Source organism: Mesorhizobium sp. Root554 (genome assembly GCF_001427025.1).
GTDB lineage: Bacteria > Pseudomonadota > Alphaproteobacteria > Rhizobiales > Rhizobiaceae > Mesorhizobium.
This window is the reverse complement of record NZ_LMGA01000001.1, coordinates 1048576-1064578: the sequence shown is the minus strand read 5'-3', so window position 1 is coordinate 1064578 and position 16003 is coordinate 1048576. Positions and strand designations below refer to the sequence as shown.

At 62.5% G+C, this 16003-nt stretch carries 16 protein-coding genes and 2 tRNA genes; 6 read left to right on the top strand and 12 right to left on the bottom strand.

Annotated elements, in window-relative coordinates; all coding sequences use genetic code 11:
* Positions 1–8 precede the first annotated feature (8 nt).
* The 3 genes from ASD44_RS05175 to ASD44_RS05165 all read right to left on the bottom strand — a co-directional run bounded on the left by ASD44_RS05175 (position 9) and on the right by ASD44_RS05165 (position 3489).
* A complete protein-coding gene (locus ASD44_RS05175) occupies positions 9–1169 on the bottom strand; it encodes an amino acid ABC transporter permease (RefSeq protein ID WP_056109523.1) in 1161 nt (386 codons plus the stop codon).
* Between the two features lie 3 nt (positions 1170–1172).
* Positions 1173–2360, bottom strand: coding sequence for an amino acid ABC transporter permease (locus ASD44_RS05170; RefSeq protein ID WP_056109521.1), 1188 nt, complete (start codon positions 2358–2360; stop codon positions 1173–1175).
* 97 nt (positions 2361–2457) lie between these two features.
* Positions 2458–3489: an amino acid ABC transporter substrate-binding protein gene (locus tag ASD44_RS05165; RefSeq protein ID WP_056109518.1), complete on the bottom strand. Its 1032-nt coding sequence runs from the start codon at positions 3487–3489 to the stop codon at positions 2458–2460.
* A gap of 398 nt (positions 3490–3887) precedes the next feature.
* On the opposite strand from ASD44_RS05165, the gene ASD44_RS05160 reads away from it, so the two are divergent.
* Both ASD44_RS05160 and ASD44_RS05155 read left to right on the top strand, forming a co-directional pair.
* On the top strand, positions 3888–5057 hold the full coding sequence (locus ASD44_RS05160; protein ID WP_056109516.1) for a cystathionine beta-lyase: 1170 nt from the start codon (positions 3888–3890) through the stop codon (positions 5055–5057).
* A 90-nt stretch (positions 5058–5147) separates the two neighbouring features.
* Positions 5148–6401 (top strand): hypothetical protein, encoded by a 1254-nt coding sequence (locus ASD44_RS05155; protein WP_244478817.1) that lies wholly within the window; start codon positions 5148–5150, stop codon positions 6399–6401.
* Here ASD44_RS05155 and ASD44_RS05150 read toward each other — a convergent pair.
* From ASD44_RS05150 to ASD44_RS05130, 5 genes are all read right to left on the bottom strand, one after another.
* Positions 6394–6861, bottom strand: a complete 468-nt coding sequence (locus ASD44_RS05150) for a hypothetical protein (RefSeq protein ID WP_156459780.1) — start codon at positions 6859–6861, stop codon at positions 6394–6396. The genes ASD44_RS05155 and ASD44_RS05150 overlap by 8 nt on opposite strands.
* 74 nt (positions 6862–6935) lie before the next feature.
* Entirely contained in the window at positions 6936–7529 is a 594-nt protein-coding gene (locus tag ASD44_RS05145; RefSeq protein WP_056109511.1) for a hypothetical protein, read from the bottom strand.
* A complete protein-coding gene (locus ASD44_RS05140) occupies positions 7526–8116 on the bottom strand; it encodes a hypothetical protein (RefSeq protein ID WP_056109508.1) in 591 nt (196 codons plus the stop codon). Before ASD44_RS05140 ends, ASD44_RS05145 begins: the two co-directional genes overlap by 4 nt.
* A gap of 134 nt (positions 8117–8250) precedes the next feature.
* A tRNA-Arg gene (locus tag ASD44_RS05135) sits at positions 8251–8327 on the bottom strand.
* Between the two features lie 38 nt (positions 8328–8365).
* Entirely contained in the window at positions 8366–8671 is a 306-nt protein-coding gene (locus tag ASD44_RS05130; RefSeq protein WP_056109506.1) for an ETC complex I subunit, read from the bottom strand.
* Between the two features lie 130 nt (positions 8672–8801).
* On the opposite strand from ASD44_RS05130, the gene ASD44_RS05125 reads away from it, so the two are divergent.
* Positions 8802–8878: transfer RNA gene (locus tag ASD44_RS05125), tRNA-Pro, on the top strand.
* A 22-nt stretch (positions 8879–8900) separates the two neighbouring features.
* Here the strand turns inward: ASD44_RS05125 and hdaA are convergent.
* Genes hdaA through ASD44_RS05110 form a run of 3 tightly spaced genes read right to left on the bottom strand, consistent with a single transcriptional unit; the run spans position 8901 to position 11372 of the window.
* Positions 8901–9590, bottom strand: a complete 690-nt coding sequence (gene hdaA, locus ASD44_RS05120; protein ID WP_056109504.1) for a DnaA regulatory inactivator HdaA — start codon at positions 9588–9590, stop codon at positions 8901–8903.
* A gap of 8 nt (positions 9591–9598) precedes the next feature.
* On the bottom strand, positions 9599–10771 hold the full coding sequence (locus ASD44_RS05115; RefSeq protein ID WP_056109502.1) for an AI-2E family transporter: 1173 nt from the start codon (positions 10769–10771) through the stop codon (positions 9599–9601).
* Positions 10746–11372 (bottom strand): CDP-alcohol phosphatidyltransferase family protein, encoded by a 627-nt coding sequence (locus tag ASD44_RS05110; RefSeq protein ID WP_082542387.1) that lies wholly within the window; start codon positions 11370–11372, stop codon positions 10746–10748. Before ASD44_RS05110 ends, ASD44_RS05115 begins: the two co-directional genes overlap by 26 nt.
* Positions 11373–11507: 135 nt before the next feature.
* On the opposite strand from ASD44_RS05110, the gene purM reads away from it, so the two are divergent.
* The 3 genes from purM to ASD44_RS05095 all read left to right on the top strand — a co-directional run bounded on the left by purM (position 11508) and on the right by ASD44_RS05095 (position 13751).
* Positions 11508–12572: a phosphoribosylformylglycinamidine cyclo-ligase gene (gene purM, locus ASD44_RS05105; RefSeq protein ID WP_056115474.1), complete on the top strand. Its 1065-nt coding sequence runs from the start codon at positions 11508–11510 to the stop codon at positions 12570–12572.
* Positions 12569–13276, top strand: coding sequence for a phosphoribosylglycinamide formyltransferase (gene purN, locus ASD44_RS05100; RefSeq protein WP_056109500.1), 708 nt, complete (start codon positions 12569–12571; stop codon positions 13274–13276). The genes purM and purN overlap by 4 nt, the downstream gene beginning before the upstream one ends.
* A gap of 70 nt (positions 13277–13346) precedes the next feature.
* Positions 13347–13751 (top strand): host attachment protein, encoded by a 405-nt coding sequence (locus tag ASD44_RS05095; RefSeq protein WP_056115471.1) that lies wholly within the window; start codon positions 13347–13349, stop codon positions 13749–13751.
* 40 nt (positions 13752–13791) lie between these two features.
* On the opposite strand, the gene ASD44_RS05090 is transcribed toward ASD44_RS05095, so the two are convergent.
* Positions 13792–15903, bottom strand: a complete 2112-nt coding sequence (locus tag ASD44_RS05090) for a molybdopterin oxidoreductase family protein (protein ID WP_056109498.1) — start codon at positions 15901–15903, stop codon at positions 13792–13794.
* Positions 15904–16003 lie beyond the last annotated feature (100 nt).

Here is a 16003-nt window from a genome sequence, read left to right as displayed (position 1 = left end):
TTCCTTGCCTATCGTTTGTGGCCGGTGTCGAGCCGGCGTTCCATGTATTGCGAATAGCGCGACATGCCGAAGCAGAAGATCCAAAAGACCGCCGCGGCGAAGACATAACCGGTCTTGGCGGTCTGCGGCGTCGCCCATGTCGGGTCGCCGGATATGTTCTGCTTCACGACGCCGAGCAGATCGAACATCGAGATGATCAACACCAGCGTCGTGTCCTTGAAGAGGCTGATGAAGGAGTTGACGATGCCGGGGATGACCAGGGTCAGCGCCTGCGGCATGACGATCAGCCCCATCTTCTGCCAATAGCCGAGGCCGAGCGAATCCGCGCCTTCGTACTGGCCCTTCGGGATCGCCTGCAAGCCGCCGCGAATGACCTCCGCCATGTAGGCGGACGAGAACAGCGCCACGCCGATCAGCGCCCGCAGCAGCTTGTCGAACGTCACGCCCGGTGGCACGAAGAGAGGCAGCATGAAGGATGCCATGAACAGCACCACGACCAGCGGTACGCCGCGCACCGTCTCGATGAAGACCACCGAGAGGAGCTTCACCGCCGGCATCTTCGAGCGTCGTCCCAGCGCCAGCAATATGCCGATCGGCAGCGAGGTGACGATGCCGACATAGGAGATCACCAGCGTCACCAGCAAGCCACCCCACAGAGGGGTCTCGACAAAGCGCAGCCCGAATGCGCCACCAACGAGAAGGAAAAAGGCGATAAAGGGGAAGACCACGAAAAACAGTATCGCGTTCAATCGCTTGAATGGCGCTCTTGGAATCATCAGCGGCACAATCAGCGCCACGAAGATGATGCCTGTCAGGATCGGACGCCAGCGCTCTTCCAGCGGGTAGCGCCCGAACATGAATTGACCGAAACGGCTGGTGACGAACGGCCAGCAGGCGCCGGACCATCCCGCGGGCAGTTGTCCACCCTGTTCCGTGGTCAGGCAGGCGGTGCGGTCGGCGCCGCTCCATATCGCACTGAAGAAAAGCCAGTTGAGGATTTGCGGCAGCGCCCATGCAACCACGAGCGCGGCGAGGATGGTCATCACTGAATCCGTCGGCGTAGAAAACAGGCTTCTACGAATCCAGGCTCCCGGCCCGACTTGCGAGCGGGGCGCGGTCTGCGCAAGCGTCATCTCGGTGCGCACCCAGGACATGTCATGTTCCTGCATGGCTCACCTTTCCTTCAACGCCATCTTGGTGTTGAACCAATTCATCAGCACTGAAGTGAAGATGCTGATACCCAGGTAGACAATACCGAATATGACCACGACCTCGATCGCCTGACCGGTCTGGTTGAGAATCGTGCCGCCGATTGCATAGAGATCGGGATAGCCTATCGCGACGGCGAGCGAGGAGTTCTTGGTCAGGTTCAGATACTGGCTGGTCAGCGGCGGAATGATGATGCGCATCGCCTGCGGGATGACCACCAGTCGAAGACCCTGTCCCGAACGAAGCCCGAGCGCGGAATAGGCTTCAGTCTGCCCCTTCGGCACGCCGACGATACCAGCACGCACGATCTCGGCGATGAAGGAGGCCGTATAGAAAGACAGCGCCAGGAACAGCGACAGGAATTCCGGCTTGACGTTCGTTCCACCGGTGAGATTGAACGTGCCTTTCTGGGGGAAGTCCATGGATACCGGCAATCCGCCGAGGAAGTATCCAAGCAGCGGCATGCCGACGATCAACGCCAGCGACGTCCAGAATACCGGAAAGCGCTGGCCGGTGGCCATCTGACGGGCATAGGCGCGGCGCGCGACGTACCAGGAGAGCAGTATTCCGGCCAGCAGCCCCGCGAGGATCAGCCACGAGCCGTCGCCCCAGACGAAGCGCGGAAAATAGAAGCCTCGATTGTTGAGGAAGGAGCCGAACGGCAGAGCAAAGCTGTCGCGCACATTGGGTAGCAGCGCCAGCACGCCCTGGTACCAGAACAGGATGACGAGCAGCGGCGGAATGTTGCGGAAAACCTCTACATAGACCATCGCCAGCTTGCGGATCAGCCAGTTGTTGGACAAGCGGCCGACACCGACCAGAAAACCGACGATGGTGGCGGTGATGATGCCGCTAATCGCGACCACTGCTGTATTCAGTATGCCGACGACCAGAGCGCGGCCATAGGACGAATCGGAGCCGTAGTCGATCATCCGATCGGAAATGTCGAAACCGGAGCGTCCGCGCAGGAAGCCGAAGCCGGTCGAGATATTGGAGCGCCGCAAATTCACGATGGTGTTGTCGACGATCCACCATATGCCAAGCACGAGCAGCGCGATCAGGATCACCTGGAAGGCGATGCCGCGAACTTTCGGATCGTAGAGCAGCGACGCCTTGGCCGGCTCCGCTTCATGATAAACTTCTTGCGCCACAGGGTTCCCCTTCCTGTCGGCCCGGCCGCCTGATCTTTATTGTTTGCGTGCCGGACGAAGTGAATGGGCCAGGGCGTTGCCCCGGCCCATTGGCCGATCAGCGGATGGGCATGCCGTATTGCAAGCCGCCCTTGGTCCACAGCGCGTTGATGCCGCGCGCGATCTTGAGTGGGCTACCCTGCCCGACATTACGCTCGAAGATCTCGCCGTAATTGCCTGTAGCCTTTACGATATTGACAACCCAATCATTCGATACGCCGAGGTCGGTGCCGATTTTGGTCTCGGCCTCGGAGCCAAGCAGGCGCTTGATATCGGGATTGTCGGAGTTCTTCATCTCATCGACATTGGCCTGGGTCACGCCGGCTTCCTCGGCGTTGAGCAACGCAAAATAAGTCCATTTGACGATGTCGAGCCACTTGTCGTCGCCCTGGCGGACCGACGGGCCGAGCGGCTCCTTGGAGATGATCTCCGGCAGCACGACGTGGTCGTTCGGCGAGCTCATCTGCAGGCGCACCGCATAGAGGCCGGACTGGTCGGTGGTGTAGGCGTCGCAACGGCCTGCGTCATACGCAGCGTTGGCCTCCTCGAACTTCTCGAACACGACCGGGTTGTACTCCATCTTGTTCGCCTTGAAGTAGTCGGCGAGATTGAGCTCGGTGGTCGTTCCGGACTGCACGCAGATAGCCGCGCCCGAGAGCTGCAGAGCCGAGTTGACGCCCGGCAGCTTCTTGGAATTGATCATGAAGCCCTGGCCGTCATAATAGGTCACGCCGGCGAAGTTCAGGCCGAGCGCGGTATCGCGGTTGATCGTCCAGGTGGTGTTGCGCGACAGAATGTCGATCTCGCCCGACTGCAGGGCGGTAAAGCGATCCTTGGCGCTCAGGCCGGTGAACTTCACCTTGGTGCCGTCGCCGAACACCGCGGCGGCCACCGCGCGGCAGAAGTCCACGTCGATGCCGGTCCATTCGCCCTTGTCGTTCGGGGCGGAGAAGCCGGCCAGGCCGGTATTGACGCCGCACTGGACGAAGCCCTTGGCCTTCACGTCGCTCAAGGTGTCGGCCGAGGCGGCCGAGGCCATCAGCCCGATCGCAGCCGCCGCTCCCAAAACGCTGATTGCAATGTGTTTCATAACCCACAAACCCTTTTCTGTTGTCCGGGGCATGGCCCGGTCATTTTTGTTTCAGCGCAGCTGAGCCGCTCCAGCCCACTTCCGAAGCGCGACGTGGCCAGCCTCTATGCGGGCTGCGTTCCCGTTCACAAACTGCATCGAAGGCGATTATTCCTGTTAGGTCAAGGAAAATGACCAAATGGACAAAGGTTTGGAATTGTGGACCCTTAATCGCCTCAAATAAGGTCATTTGTCTCAGAAATTAGCTGATCCAAAGCGCGGATTAGATGCAGTTTCGGGCTCGCCAATGTCCTGCAACAATCTGGTCCAGCATTTGCGCTCCTGGCTGCAAGCGGAGGATGTTGCGCCTGTGCCGACGTCGCATTATGGCTTAGCCACCAACGTCAGGCAGCAGGCATATGACGAAAGACAAGGCCCTGTGGGGCATCAACACGCGTCTCGCCCACAGCGGGAACAATCCGCGCGATTATCACGGGTTCGTCAATCCGCCCGTCGTCCATGCATCGACTGTGCTTTATCCCGATGCCGCGACGATGGTGGCGCGCAAGCAGAAATATACTTACGGCACGCGCGGGACACCGACGACCGACGCGCTGGCGCAGGCCATCGACGAACTCGAAGGTTCGGCAGGCACGATCATCGTGCCCTCCGGGCTGGCGGCCGTCACCATTCCTCTGCTGGCGTTTGCCGAGGCCGGCTCGCATCTCCTGATCGTCGATTCGGTCTACAATCCGACGCGCAGTTTCGCCGACACGATGCTGAAGCGGCTCGGCGTCGAGGTGGAATATTACGATCCGCGAATCGGCTCTGGAATCGCCGCCCTGCTGAGACCGAACACAAAAATCGTCTTCACCGAATCGCCAGCCTCCAACACGTTCGAAGTCCAGGACATCCCAGCCATATCGAAGGCCGCACACGAGCACGGCGCCATCGTTATGATGGACAATACCTGGGCGACACCGCTTTATTTCAAGCCGCTCGATTTCGGCGTCGATGTTTCGATTCATGCCGCGACGAAATACCCGGCGGGCCATTCCGACGTGCTGCTGGGTACGGTGTCGGCCAATGAACGATGCTGGAAGCAACTCAGTGATTCCTTCTTCATGCTGGGGTGCTGCTCGGGGCCGGACGACGTCTACCAGGTGCTGCGCGGCCTGCGCACCATGGGCGTGCGGCTTGAGCATCACCAAAGGAGTACGCTGGAAATTGCTGGCTGGCTGGAAACGCAGTCGGGCGTGGCGCAGGTGCTGCATCCGGCGCTGCCGAGCCACCCGGATCATGCGCTCTGGAAGCGCGATTTCTCCGGCTCCAGCGGGATATTCTCGATCGTGCTGGACGGCGGCAGCGTGAAGCAGGCGCATGCCTTCCTCGATGCGCTGAAGATTTTCGGTCTTGGTTACTCATGGGGAGGTTTTGAAAGCCTGGCAGTGCATGTCAGCCTCGCCGACCGCACCATCGCCAAGGGGAATTATGCCGGACCGGTTCTGAGGTTGCAGATCGGGCTGGAGAATGTCGAGGACCTGAAGGTCGATCTGACAGCCGGGTTGGCCGCGGCGGCGGCTGTTTGAAACATCTGCAGCGGCAAATCCATGTGTCCTGCCTGAAAGCGTGTTGAGATGCCGGGCTCTACCCGTTAGTCTCACACCATGTCGACGATCATGGACATGCTTCGGCCGCTTCGGCTGACCGCCACCCTCCTCGCTCGCTTCTGGCCGCAGCTGCTGCTCATCGGGGCAGCGGGCTACATCGTTCGCGATCTTCTTCTGGAGGCCGCGCTCTTTGTCGGCGTGCGCAATCCTGTCGGCGGCATGATCGTGTTGTCTTCGGTGGTGCTGGCGAAGCTGCTGGTCGTGGTGGCCATGTTCGCCGCGCTTCAGCCAGGCCTGCCAGCCCTGGCGGCGCTGCGGCGGCAAGCGGGCGGCGCCATTGCCGAGAAAGACCAGAAGAGCAGCGACCGAATGCTGGCCGTCACGGCGGCTGTGATCCTGCCCTTCTTCGCCTACTACGCCGCCTGGGGCTTCCTCGGCGATACGGTGCGGGAATACTCCCGGCTTGCTCTGGAGCGGATGCAGCTCGGTGAGAAGCTGAAGGTCTTCGACCTGCTGGAATCCACCGGGCTCATCGCGTCCATCCTGGCCTGCTGGGCTGTCCGCTGGGTTTCGAAACGCATGAGCAAGCGTTCGCAACAGCCATGGTGGCGGCTTCTGACCGTTGCCGCCGATGCGAGCTGGGTGTTCATCACGCTCTACGCGATCAACGAATGGAAGAATGCCTTCATCGCCTGGATCGGCGCCGCCGCGGTCCTGGATACGGGCGGGGAGCAAGGCGCGAGCCTGTCGATCGCCGCCTATGCGGCCGATGGCTTCACGCCGGTCGAATTCATCCAACCCGCACTGTCCACCCAGTTGCAAAGCCTGTTCTTCTACGCCCTGCTGCCGCTCATCTGGCTGGTGATGGCGGCGATCATCAACGGCTATGATCTGTCGGCGAAACCATCGGCGGCAACGCCGCCTGTTCCGTCCGCCGGATCGAGCTGGCGCAAATGGCTGCACGATTTTGCCGCGCATTTCATCGGCGGCTACCGATCACGCTACAGTCCGGTCTGGAGATGTCTCAAGCTGACGCTCGGCACGGGTCTGGCGACCTTGCTCACCTTTGTCGTCGCCTACCGTGCGATCAATTGGTTCGGAGCATGGCTGTGGTACGCCGCGACCCGGACCATCGGGCCGTTCGACCTCGACACCTGGAATGTCATCGCAGGCGTCATGGCGGTGTTCATCGGCAGCCCGAGCGATCTGGACGGCGGCATATTGTTCGACGCAGTCAGGATCGCCCTGCTCGCCGCCGTGCTTGAATATGCTGTATCGACCGACACGCAGCGCCAGACGGAGCGTCGGGCGGCAGCTATTTGAGAAGAAGCGAATCGGGCATTCCGCCGTATAGCGCCAGCGACAGCATCAAGCCGTCGGCGTCCTGGGGAATCACGAAACTTTCCGCCATCCGGATGGTGTCGCCTTTGCGACTGGCCTCGGCTGTGCCGCAATGAGGTTTTTGCGCCGCATCAGGACGCATCTTGCGCACGACGGGATCGACCATGAACGTGCCTTTCCAGCGGCGGCCGCGGTCGTCGACAAGCGCGAGCTTGCAAGGGAAGCTGTCACGCAGGCGCGCTTCGTCTTCGACGGCGGCTTCATATTCGGCCAGCACGACCGTGGTTCCGGGCAGAGCGCCGGGCAACCGAGCCAAGCCGGTCAGTCGCCAATCGGCTCCGGCATAGGACTGCGATGCGCCTTTTTCCACGGTTGTGGGAGAGCGGAAAGCCGCGCGCAGCCACTGGATGAGTTCGCCCTGCGAGTGGACGACGATGGCCACCGGCAGGACCACGGCCAGCGCCGCGAGGCTCAGCCAATAGGATTTGCGTGGGTGCGGGTTCGCAGACACGTCCATCATTCGACCTTGAGTATCCAGGGCATCTGCTGGCCACCCCGGCTGAGCGTGATCGATGGATGGATGTCGTCTGTCGAAAGCGCGGCCATGTCGATCCAGGCCTCCTCCGCCAGAGGTGCATAGGGAGATCGCGCCACCAGCAGCCTGGCGCCGGCGATCTGGCTTTCAGGAACCTCGAAGATCATCAGCATCGGGCGCGGGATACCGGGCTCGAACTGCTCGTTGCCCGGCATTCCCGGCACGTTGGTCAGGCGCTGGCTGTAGCGATAGCGCAGACCATCCGGGCCAAGCCACTCAGCCGATGTGAGGCCAAGGCTTTCGTTCTTCGCCTCGACCGCGGATTCGACGACCACCCATACGCCGGACGTCGCATAGTGCTGCGTCCGGCTGAGACTGGGGAATGTAATGCTCCGCGCCAGATACACCTTGGCGATGCCGATGGCGAAGGCGCTGGTGTCGACCCGTTCGCCCTGCCTGCCGGCGACGGGCACCGGCGAGGTGATATCGCTGTAGAGTGGCGTGGAGCGCTGCATGGCGTAAAGAACGCCCGCGGCCACGATCACGGCTGTCAGGCTGCGGACAGCGCCGTTCATTGCGGCCGCTGCTCCGCCGTCACCGGCAGTTCCACCACAGCCACCGTGTCGCCATTGAACCAGCTGGAAGCGCCATAGAGATTGTCGCGACGCTTGTAGAACTGGCCGCCGACGAGCACGCGCAAAGCCCGAGGCACGGACAGCCCCGCCGGCCACTCCCAGGCGATGACCATCTTTTCCGGCATGCCGGGGTGAACCGGACTGGCGATCCAGGAATCGCGCGCAAGATGCACAACCGGATTTTTCAAGCCGGGTATGGGCGGATCGAGCGAGATCAGGTTCGTCGATGCATAACTCGAGACGGCGGAGCGATTCTCCAGATCGAATTCGAGCATCACATAGGTCCTGGGATCGGGCGACGGGATACCGGTCGGCGGGGTGTTGCCGGAATAGGCGCGCTCGGGCGTGATGATCCAGCGGCCGGTGTCGATCGCCTTGCCCGGCGCGACCACCGGCACGGGCTCCGGATTGGCGGCGGCATAGACGGCCATCCCGAATGAAATTGCTGTGGCTGCAAGGCCGCCAATACCGGCGATAAGGAGGGCCAGCAGGCGGTTTCGCAGGGTGGATTGGCGCTCGTCAGTCATGTCGTAGCATCACGCAATGAAATGCTTTTCGTTACAACCTCTTAACAGAAGTTGTTCGATCACGTTTCGTCACATCCGGAAAAGCTTCGCTGCGCAGCTCTCGCATCTACGGCATGGCCGCTGAACGAGAGAAATGGCGATCCCGGCAGGATTCGAACCTGCGACCATCGGCTTAGAAGGCCGGTGCTCTATCCGGCTGAGCTACGGGACCGCTGGCCGGACGTGCCGGCGTGACTTCGATGAACGCTGTCAGTGCGTCCAGGGCGTGCGGCGGTCATAGCGGAAATTCTCCGCATAGGACATCTGGCGCCGCTTGGCTTCCTTCGGTTCATCAACGCGATAGGCGATGCCCTGCTTCTCGGCATAGGCGATCGCCTCTTCCTTTGTCTCAAAGGACAGACGGATCTGGCTCTTCATGTCCCTGGACGTCGTGTAGCCCATCAGCGGATCGATTTTCCGCGGCGTTTCGGGGTCGAATTCCAGGACCCAGTAGCCGGTCTTGGCCTTGCCGGACTGCATGGCGGTCTTGGCGGGGCTGAAAATGCGGGCGGACATGGCAAACCTCATCGATGACCGGCGGTGACGCCGTTGGACCGTGCTTACTGTGCAATTGCGGGAACGGCAAGCCGACAGCTCTTTTTGCCCTTGCCATGTCGCGCCGAAATCAATAGGCACAACGCGGCCTCGGAGTGTAGCGCAGCCTGGTAGCGCATCTGGTTTGGGACCAGAGGGTCGGGAGTTCGAATCTCTCCACTCCGACCAATCCTTCCTCATCCAGCCTTGCCTAAATATCGAAATCCCACTGGCCTTCGTCGAGGGCGCTGATGGTTTCGGCGGCGAGCGCGCGCGTAATGCGTGTCTTGAGCTCCATCGCCTTGCGGTCGAGCCGATCGACGACGTGTATCGCCGTCGAAAGCGACCGTTCGATACGCCGCACCACATATTGCACGACGTGCGGCTCGACCTCGATCTGCCGGTCGGCGAACAGTTTTGTCACCACGCCTGTGAGCAGCAGATCGTCCGGCTCATGGATCTCGACCGTAGCGGCAGCTTTCAGCCGCGATTCGAGGTCCGGCAAAGTGATCCCCCATGCCGCGGGAAAACGGCGGGCGGTGATCAGAAGCTGCGTGCCGGCGCTGCGCACCGCGTTGATCAGATGGAAAAGGCCTGCTTCATCGACAGGCGCCGCGTCGATGTTGTCGATGAGAACCGGGCCGGCGCCGAGTTTTGCCGCGCCGCTGCCGATGCTCGCCCCGTTTAATTGGACAGCGCCTGTCTCCTCGCGCCAGATCGACGCCAGATGGGTCTTGCCGCAGCCGGGCGGTCCGGCGAACACCACGACCGGCGACGGCCAGTCCGGCCAGCGGTCGATGAGCGCCACCGCCTCTTCATTCGCCGGCGAGGTGATCAGGTCATCGCGCGAATAGCCGGTGCCATGACTGAGTTCGAGCGGCAACTGGCGCGGTTTTTCCATTGTCCGTGTCAACGGCTGGCGACCCGCTGTCCCTTGCGGCGCGGCTGCAGGGGCGGTGGCGGTTCGGTGGAATTTCCCTTGTAGAGCGGCGATTCCAGATAGCGGCCGATGGCGAAGCGGACGAGAACGCCGACAGCGGCCGCTGCCGGAACCGCGATCAGCAGGCCGACGAAGCCGAACAAAGCGCCAAACGCAAACAGCGAAAACATCAGCCACACAGGATGCAGACCGACGCTTTTGCCCACAAGCTTCGGCGCAAGGATGTTGCCTTCGATGAACTGGCCGACGAAGAAGACGGCGGCGACGGCCACAATCATGGTCCAGTCGGGCCAGAACTGGACGAAGGCGACGCCCACCGCCAGCACCAGGCCGGTCAGCGATCCGACATAGGGAATGAAGCTGATCAGCCCGGCGAACAGGCCGATCAGGATGGCGAAATTCAACCCCGTGATCGTCAGGCCGACGGCGTAGATAGTGCCCAGGATGAGGCAGAGCGTGCCCTGCCCGCGCACGAAGCCCGCAGTCGCCGAATTGATGTCGGCGGCGATCTGCCGGACGGTGCGCACATGGTCGCGTGGCACCCAGCTGTCGACGACGGCGACCATGCGATCCCAGTCGAGCAGCATGTAGAAAGCGACGACCGGCGTGACGACGAAGAGGCTGATGACCGACACCAGCGCGACGCCGGAGCTCCAGATCGAGGTGAAGACCGTCGTCAGCAGGCCGAACCCGGAGGTCAGGAGCGAGTTCAGCCCCTCACGCAACCCGTTGGCATCGACGCCGAAGCGTTGCTTCAGCCATTGCGGGTCGTAGCTGGTTATCAGTTGCTGGAGCCGGGTCAGATACTCCGGCAACTTGGCGGCGAAGTCCGCCATCTGCGAGGCCAGCACCGGCACCAGGATGACGAACGCCAGAACCAGGACGATGATGAAGGCAAACAGGATGACGACCGTCGCCCACAGACGCGACAGCCCGAGCCGTTCCAACCGGTCGGCGACCGGATCGAGGAAATAGGCCAGCACCATGCCGGCGACGAACGGCAGCAGTACGTCGCTGAAAACATAGAGGAAAAGCGCCAGACCGAAAGCGCTTACCAGCCAGAAGAAGACTTGCCGGCGGAAAGCGGTAGACATTGCCGCCTCGGCTTCGCTGCCGTCAGGTACCCGGGGTGCCTTCGCCATAACCACTCATATGCCTCAGCCAAGCCACGAGATAGGCCGCGGCCGAAGCCACGGTCAAGAGGCCGCACAGGATTATCAGCGCCTCCCGCAGCGGGCCGAAGTCCGCCGCGAACGCCAACTCGGCCAGCACTTCCGCGGCCAGTATGATCTGGAAGGTCGTGTTGACCTTCGAAACCATCAGCGGCTTCATTTCCACGGGATGCCCCATGACGGACGAAAGAAGCACTGCGCAGATGATCAGTCCGTCGCGCGAAACCATCGCCACCACCAGCCACAGCGGCAGCTGGCCGATGATGCCCAGCACGACGAAAACACTGACCAGCAGCAATTTGTCGGCGACCGGGTCGAGATAGGCGCCGAGTTGCGAACGCTGATTGAACTGGCGGGCGATGAAGCCGTCGACGCCATCCGAGACGCCCGCCACCACGAAGCCGGCGAACGCCCAGTCCCAACGGGATTGAAGCATGGCGAGCACGACCGCCGGCACCAGCACGAAGCGCAGGATCGTTATAAGGTTCGGTATCGTGACCACGAGGTTCAGGGCTAGGTTCTTTCCGACGACAAGCTGCTTTCCGATTAGATGGGCGGAAGTCTCGGCCATCGCAATGGCTCAGACAAGGATGCGCGCTATCCACGGTTTTGTAGCGTGTGCAATGTCGCAATGGACCCTTCCTGTTGCGGGGCCGGACGGTTCATGCGAATAGCGCCAATTGAAGGCCTTCAAGCAGGAACAATGATGAGCGAGCAGAAGAACGGGCTCACATACGCTGAGGCGGGCGTCGATATCGATGCCGGCAATCTGATGGTCGAGAAGATCAAGCCTCTGGTGCGCGCCACGCGCCGGCCGGGAGCTGACGGCGAGATCGGCGGCTTTGGCGGATTGTTCGACCTCAGGGCGGCCGGCTTTTCGGATCCGGTTCTGGTAGCCGCCAATGACGGCGTCGGCACCAAGCTCAAGATCGCCATCGACGCCGGCAAGCACGACACGATCGGCATCGACCTTGTGGCAATGTGCGTCAACGACCTCGTCGTGCAGGGCGCCGAGCCGCTTTTCTTCCTGGATTATTTCGCCACCGGCAAGCTCGATCCTGACCAGGGCGCAGCCATCGTCGGCGGCATCGCCAAGGGTTGCAAGATGGCCGGATGCGCGCTGATCGGCGGCGAGACCGCCGAGATGCCCGGCCTCTATCAGGAGAAAGACTACGATCTCGCCGGCTTTGCCGTGGGCGCGGCCGAGCGCGGGCAGCTTTTACCCACCGACGACATTGTCGAGGGCGACGTGCTGCTCGGCCTCGCCTCGTCGGGCCTTCATTCCAACGGCTTTTCGCTGGTGCGACGTATCGTCGAGGTCAGCGGTCTGAAATGGGATGCGCCGGCGCCGTTCGACAAGGATCGGACGCTCGGCGAAGCGCTGCTCGAACCGACGCGCATCTATGTCAAATCGGTGCTCAAGGCGGTCCGCAACACGCATGGGCTGAAGGCCCTGGCGCACATCACCGGCGGTGGTTTCCCGGAAAACATCCCGCGCGTCCTGCCGAAGGATTTCTCGGCCGAGCTCGACCTCGACGCCATCGACGTGCCGCCGGTGTTCTCCTGGCTGGCCAGGACCGGCGGGGTGTCGCCCGAGGAAATGATGCGGACCTTCAATTGCGGCGTCGGCATGATCGTGGTCGTCGCCTCCGGCCAGGCCGCGCAGGTCGCGGCCGTGTTGCAGGAAGCCGGTGAAACCGTGACGCCGATCGGCCAGATCGTGCCGCGCCGCGACGCCGGTGTCATCTACCGGGGCAGGATCGATCTATGACGCGCAAACGCACAGCCATCCTGATCTCCGGCCGCGGCTCCAACATGACGGCGCTGATTGCCGCCGCGTCCGATCCGGCCTTCCCGGCCGAGATCGTCGGCGTCATTTCCGACAAGGCCGATGCCGCGGGTCTGGGCATAGCCATCGCGCGGGGCATCCCCACGCAGGTGGTCGCCCGGAAGGATCATGCCAGCAAGGAAGCGCATGACGCGGCGATCGACACAGCGCTTGCGACGCTTGACGCCGAGATCGTCGCACTGGCCGGTTATATGCGGCTTCTGACCGCTTCCTTCGTCGAAAAATGGCAAGGCCGGATGATCAACATCCACCCTGCCCTGCTGCCGGCCTTCAAGGGGCTCGACACCCACAGGCAGGCGCTGGATGCCGGACTTCGTATCCATGGCTGCACCGTTCACTTCGTCACGCCCGAGATGGATGACGGCCCGATCATTGCCCAGGCGGCGGTGCCGGTCATGATCGATGACGACGAGGCAGCGCTCGCCGCCCGGGTGCTCAAGGCGGAGCATCACCTCTACCCGCTGGCGTTGCGTCTGGTGGCCGAAGGCAAGGTGGCCATGCAGCAAGGACGCGCTGTGTTCCCGGGCGTATCGGACGACCGAGACAATGCCATGGTGTCGATCATGGCCCCGCGCCCGCTGCGGGACGATTTCAATCTCGAGCAACTGGCGCGGATCACGCCGTAGCAGGTTGCCTCCTGCATCCAAACAGGCCCTGAAGCGTTGTCGCTGCATCACCCTAACACCGGAGATGCAAATGCTGCTTCCAAATGGCGCTCTTGTCGCGGTTGCCGACGGCGAGAAACTGAATCTGTTCCGAAATACAGGCGACGAAGCCAACCTCGCGCTAAAGGCTGTCCCGGTCGGTGAAGTCGATACTGACAACAAGAGTGGCGGCGCGCGCCACCAGAGCAGTTCGGCCAATCCGGACGCCAGCCAAGGCGAGGAAGATGGGTTTGCCGCCGGCATCGCCGACCTGCTCAACAAGCGGGTGTTGCAGAACAAGGCAGACGCTGTCGTGGTGATCGCCGCACCGCGCACGCTGGGCGAGCTGCGTAAAAATTATCATAAACAGCTACAGGCTGCCCTGATCGGCGAAATCGCCAAGGACCTGACCGGACACTCGCTGCAGGACATCGAAAAGGCGCTGCAAGCGGCATGACAACACCGCCCATGGCGTCCTGAGGATTCCGTGGGCGGATTTATGCAAGCGCCCTCACCCACACCTTGTTGTCGTGGACAGCCGCGCCGCCATAGGGCGCGGGCGCGTCGGCGCCAGTCAGCACGTTGATGCCTTCGCCGCGCTCATGCGCGCTGTTCGGCCAGATGCCTTCGGCAATGACGACGCCGCGCCGCACACCGTCGAAAAGCCTGGCGTGCAGCACGACTTCACCGCGTGTGTTGCCGATTTCGACGCGGTCGCCTTCCCCTATTGAAAGGGCCGAGGCGTCCAGCGGGTGGATCAGCAATTCCGGCCTGCATTCCTTGGCTTTCGAAACGGGTGTTTCGGCAAAGGTGGAATTGAGGAAGTTCCGCGCCGGCGAGGTCGCCAGCCGGAACGGATGCACCGCGTCCGCGACCTCGATCAGATCGACATGGTCCGGAAATTCCGGCAGTCGGTCATAGGGGCCGAAGGCGACGCCCATGCTGCTGGGCGGCTTGTTAGGGGCAGCGCCGCCAACCCATTGCGGCTTGAAGCGGAACTTGCCGTCGGGATGACCAAAGCCGTCCAGGAAATGCGCCGTGTCGAAATCCGGCTGCAGATCGGCCCATCGCCCTTCCCTGAACGTCTCGAAGGTTCCAAGGCCGCGGCTTTCCAGCATGATGTCGATGTGCTGGCGTTCGGTCAGCCCGAAGCCGGGCATATGCGCGACGCCCAGCCGTTTGGCCAGTTCCTCGATGACGTAATGGTTGGGGCGCGGCCCTTCCGGAGGGTCGATCAGCCTGGGACCCAGGATGATGTGCTGGTTGCCGCCGGCTTTGTAGATATCGTCGTGCTCCAGAAACATCGTCGCCGGCAGTACGACATCGGCGAGCCTGGCCGTATCGGTCATGAACTGCTCGTGCACGCAGGTGAACAGGTCCTCGCGCAGGAAACCCTGCTTCACCAGCCGCTGTTCCGGCGCGACATTCGCCGGATTGGTGTTCTGGATCAGCATGGCCGTGACCGGCGGGCCGCCATAGAGCGCGTCTGGCGCGTTGGTGAGCACAGGGCCGATGCGTGAATGGTCGAGATAGCGGATACCGGGATCGCGCAGCCGCGCACCCTTGACGACGTCGCTGTGCAGCTTGAGCACGCCGGAGTTGGAATGGAAGGCACCGCCGCCCTCATACTGCCAGCAGCCGGTGACGGCGGCGACGGACAGGGCGGCATGCATGTTCACCGAGCCGTTGCGCTGGCGCGCGAAGCCATAACCGAGGCGGAAGAAGGTTCGCCTGGTGGTGCCGACCAGCCGGGCGAAGGCCTCGATCTCCTCCACCGGCAGGCCGGTGATCGCCGCCGCCCATTCGGGCGTTCTGTCCCGCAGATGCGCTTCCAGGCCTTTCGGGTCGTCGGTGTATTTTTCCAGATAGGCACGGTCGGCAAGATTGTCGCGGAACAGGATGTGCATGACCGCGCAGGCCAGCGCGCCATCGGTGCCGGGCTTGAGCACGAGGCCGATGTCAGCCTGTTTGACCGTGGCGTTCTCATAAATGTCGATGACGACGATCCTGGCGCCGCGCTCCTTGCGGGCCCTGATCGCGTGGGTCATCACATTGACCTGTGTGACGACGGCGTTGGTGCCCCAGATCACGACGCAGTCCGATTTCGCCATCTCGCGCGGGTCGGCGCCGCGCAGCGCCCCTGCCCCCATGAACCAGCCGGTCCAGGCGAGATTGGTGCAGATCGAATCGAAGAAGCCGGAATATTTCTTGGCGTGCCGCAGCCTTTCGATGCCGTCGCGCTGCACCAGCCCCATGGTGCCGGCATAGAAATAGGGCCACACCGTTTCCGAGCCGTAGTTGGCTTCCGCGGCGTCGAACTTTTCGGCGACGAGATCGAGCGCCGCTTCCCAACTCGCCTCCTTCCAGACGCCCTCGCCCTTGCTTCCGGCGCGTATCAGCGGTTTCAGCAGGCGGTCGGGATGATGAATGCGGTCGGCATAGCGGGCGACCTTGGCGCAGACGACACCGGCCGTGTAGCTGTTGTCCCTGGCGCCGTGGACGCGGCCGATGCGGTCAGGCCCGAGCAGCTCGACATCGAGCGCGCAGGTCGATGGACAGTCGTGCGGACAGGCGGAGTGGCCGATGCGGAGCGGAGCATGCTGGTTCATGCATCGAAACTAGCGGGAAATAAGCGCAACGGGTAGAGCCAGCGTCTGCGCCAAATTCGTTGCTTGCCGGAGTCGGGACGGCCATCCAGCCGATATTCTC